Raw genomic sequence first — 3,518 nt, forward strand, 5'->3', positions numbered from 1 at the left:
TCTGTTCGTCGGAAAAACGCTTCTTCATGGGGATGTCCTCATGTGGCTTATGAAGACATTACTAACATCGGGGTGTACTAATCAACGGGGAGCAGGTCATGGTAAATTCAGATTGCCTTTTGCAGGCATGGGAAGTGCACCAGCGACAAAGGTGACATTTTGCCGGTGGTGTCTTACAGCTTGTTTAAGCTGGCCGCTTTTCACGGCTAAATCAACGCTTAACGCGAAAGTAACTTTAAGCAAAGTTACTCAAATTTGGGAGCTGATATTTAAGCTCATTGTTTTTATACTATAGCTTTAAGCATAAGTAAATGCCCATATCGAATTATTCTGTATAAAGTGGAGAAATTCGAATATTAGCTGCTTCTTTTATCTTTTCTTCACTGCATTCTCTTAAAAAGAAAGAAGGATCACCATACCACATTACAAAAAGTTGCTTTTCTGCACGCGTAAATCCAACATAAAGCAAACGTCTTTCTTCTTCTATTGCCTCCTCCCCAACTGATCTTTTACTTGGTATCTGATCCGCATTACAACTCATTATTATTACTTTATTCCACTCAAGACCCTTTGAACCATGCAAGGTTGATAGGACTACTTTCTCTGGGCTGTATTCCTCGTCCTTCTTCCTAGGGCCTAATGACATTGCAGCAGCACGATTTATCATATTCATCCAACCAGTCTTTTCTGCCCACTGTTTACAAGTGTCTAAAGCAATTTTTGTTAAGGTTGCTGTACCTTTATTACTCCTCATCTTGATTGACGACGATTCCATCCATTTCGTAAGGTTGGCGAAACGTTTTGCTATCTCAACTTTATCAGAACTTTCCTGGGTAAAGCGCACGAAGTTTGAATGTAATGTTTTTGTTTCGAGAGAACTGTCCTCCGGGATGGCAAGGTCGCCAAAAGTAACTTTTCTTCCTCTCATACTCAATGCCACTTCATCCAAAACTGATTCCTGTTCTCCAAACAATGCCAATACTCTCTTCATTAAGCGAGGATCATTTGATTGTCGGAAAAAGGCCATAAGGCTTAACACATCGCTTGTTTCTTTTTCATCCCAGAATGATTTACCTCCGTAACGAATTACTGGCTGTTCGATCAAACTTTCTAGCTCATCCAAGTGAGCATTATTGCGGCTTAGAATTGCCCATCCATGTGGATCCTGATTTATAAGGCTTAAAATACCCTGTATCTGTTCCTCCATATCTACATATGAACGAAAAGTGACCTTTCCCCCTCCCTTTTTTGCCGAGCGTAACTCTTTGGCATAACGGTAAACATTCTTTCCTATCAGTGCTCCGGCCACCTCTAAAATTTCAGGTTCACACCTAAAGCATGTGTTTAAGTAAAATATGTTAGGTCTGAAGTGTTTTTCAAACTGTTGAAATATTTTGACTCCTCCTGAGGATCTGAAGGAGTAGATGGCCTGATCATCGTCTCCAACTATACTCGTATAGACTCCAGCTCTTTGATCTTGACCCGCCATCTCCGGACAGCTTTTGTATCTTAAGTTAACGATGTCCGCTGCCGCCGATATTCCCTCGGGGAGTGATATCCCAGCGCGCTGTGCGGGTGGTTTTCATTGTAATGTGTGAACGCTGCTGCAAGGTTTCGCAGGGCTGTTCTCACATCTGGTTTTGCCATGAACGCGATATAGTCTTCCTTCATCGTCTTCACGAACCGTTCGGCCATGCCATTGCTCTGCGGGCTGCTCACCGCTGTTGTACACGGCTCCAGATTCAGCTCTCTGGCGAACCTCCGCGTTTCATGCGCGGTATATGCTGAACCGTTATCCGTCAGCCATTGAACCGGTGTGGTCGGCAGCCCGTCGCCGAAGCGCTTTTCCACCGACCTCAGCATCACATCCTGCACCGTCGAACTGTCGTAGCCTCCTGTGCTCGCTGCCCAGTCTATGGCTTCTCTGTCGCAGCAGTCCAGCGCGAACGTGACCCGCAGCTTCTCACCGTTGTCGCAGCCGAACTCGAAGCCATCTGAACACCAGCGCATATCGCTTTCTGCCACCGCGATTTTGCCCTTATGTTCACGCTTCGACCGCTCTGGTTTGTCATGCAGTAACAGCAGATTATGCTCGCTCATAAGCCGGTAAAGCCGTTTGGCGTTCACGGGGGGCAGTCCCTCTGTACGACGTTGCGTACGCAGGATGCCCCACACACGGCGATAGCCGTAACTGGGCATATCGCTGATGATATCGAGGATCTCTGACAGTATTTCAGCGTCTGCTTCGTCATCACGCCGGTTACAGCGCCTGTCCTGCCAGTCGGCAGAACGGTTAATTCGCAGTGACAGCTGCGCACGCGACACGCCCATGGTGCGGCTGACCAGGGCTATTCCCCGTCCTTTGGCAACAAGGGCGCGTGCGCTATCCATTTTCGCGACTGAGCGTACTCCACGGCTTCTTTCAGGATCTCAACTTCCATCGTCTTCTTGCCCAGCAGGCGCTGAAGCTCCCGGACCTGCTTCAGAGCAGCAGTAAGCTCAGAAGCTGGAACAACTTCTTCTCCGGCCGCAACGGCGGTGAGGCTGCCTTCCTGATATTGCTTCTTCCACTTAAACAGCAGGCTGGGCTGGATGCCATGCAGGCGGGCGACATGGGAGACATTCATGCCCGGCTCCATCGTCTGCTGGATAATGGCGATCTTCTCCTGAGGAGTTTTACGTTTACGGACTTCTTGTCCTAACAGGATCCCGGTCATCTCAAAATTGGCGTTAGTGTTAGACATATATTCAAGCCTATCTCTTATCTGGAGATACAGCTACTGTCTGGTGTTTCAGGGGGCTACATCACTCTTGTATGCAATGCTATCCATGAGAATTGTATAGAGTCAGTATCCTGAACTTCGTCTACTATCAAATGTGTCAAATCTAACGTGCGCATTTTTCCCGAATGCATTTGACCGACAACAAATTTTGAAAGAGCATTGAGGTCCGCCACATGGTCTTTCTGGCATAACGCCTGATAGGTATTAAACAAATGGATCTGTTGTCTGTTATGCCGAACTGAAATCACATCCGTATCCATTTCTCTGCCGATAGCATCAATAACGAATTCAGCTTCAGCAAACTTCATCGTTACACCGGATTCTTTCAAAGCCCGGTGAATGACAGATCTCTGTGCTGGCCCTATCAACATCTTTCCCGGCCAGCGAATCATGTCCAGTTGCTTCTTAACGAGTCCGTGAAAAGTATCCACCAGCACCCGGTCAAGATCCTTCTTGCTCAATCGCTTTTGTAACTTTGCTGCAAGTGCGTTTGTTGCAGCGCGAGTAAAGGTCACCATCCCGATTCTTGCATATGGATACTTTTTGAGAATCGATATAACCGCTTCTATCATGGTGAACGATTTGCCTGATCCAGGCGCTGCTATCACCATATTGTTTGCGCTAGCATTCTCGATAACAGGTCTTTGCTCTTCTGTTGGCTTACCCATTTCAACCTCATTACTTCGTTTTAATAATTATACATTTTTATAAAAGCGCTTTTCTTGTGTACTGCTG

At 46.6% G+C, this 3,518-nt stretch carries 2 protein-coding genes and 2 pseudogenes; 1 reads left to right on the plus strand and 3 read right to left on the minus strand.

Annotation, left to right across the window (positions count from 1 at the left end; genetic code table 11):
- A partial coding sequence (locus tag ACNQ0W_RS24785) for a hypothetical protein (RefSeq protein WP_417933279.1) occupies positions 1 to 295 on the plus strand: 295 nt, incomplete at its 5' end.
- Between the two features lie 30 nt (positions 296 to 325).
- Here the strand turns inward: ACNQ0W_RS24785 and trhI (ACNQ0W_RS24790) are convergent.
- The 3 genes and pseudogenes from trhI (ACNQ0W_RS24790) to trhI (ACNQ0W_RS24800) all read right to left on the minus strand — a co-directional run.
- Positions 326 to 1,471, minus strand: a pseudogene (trhI, locus tag ACNQ0W_RS24790) (IncHI-type conjugal transfer helicase TrhI); the annotation flags it as partial.
- 38 nt (positions 1,472 to 1,509) lie between these two features.
- Positions 1,510 to 2,717, minus strand: a protein-coding gene (locus tag ACNQ0W_RS24795; protein ID WP_088569505.1) for an IS3 family transposase whose coding sequence is annotated in 2 segments (ribosomal slippage) — positions 1,510 to 2,396 and positions 2,396 to 2,717 — 1,209 coding nt in all. Because the reading frame shifts where the segments join, the coding sequence is not laid out codon by codon here.
- A 92-nt stretch (positions 2,718 to 2,809) separates the two neighbouring features.
- Positions 2,810 to 3,451, minus strand: a pseudogene (gene trhI / locus ACNQ0W_RS24800) (IncHI-type conjugal transfer helicase TrhI); the annotation flags it as partial.
- Between the last annotated feature and the right edge of the window lie 67 nt (positions 3,452 to 3,518).

It is taken from the genome of Enterobacter cloacae complex sp. 6730903 (genome assembly GCF_048283985.1).
In the GTDB taxonomy this organism is placed as follows: Bacteria; Pseudomonadota; Gammaproteobacteria; order Enterobacterales; family Enterobacteriaceae; genus Enterobacter; species Enterobacter hormaechei_C.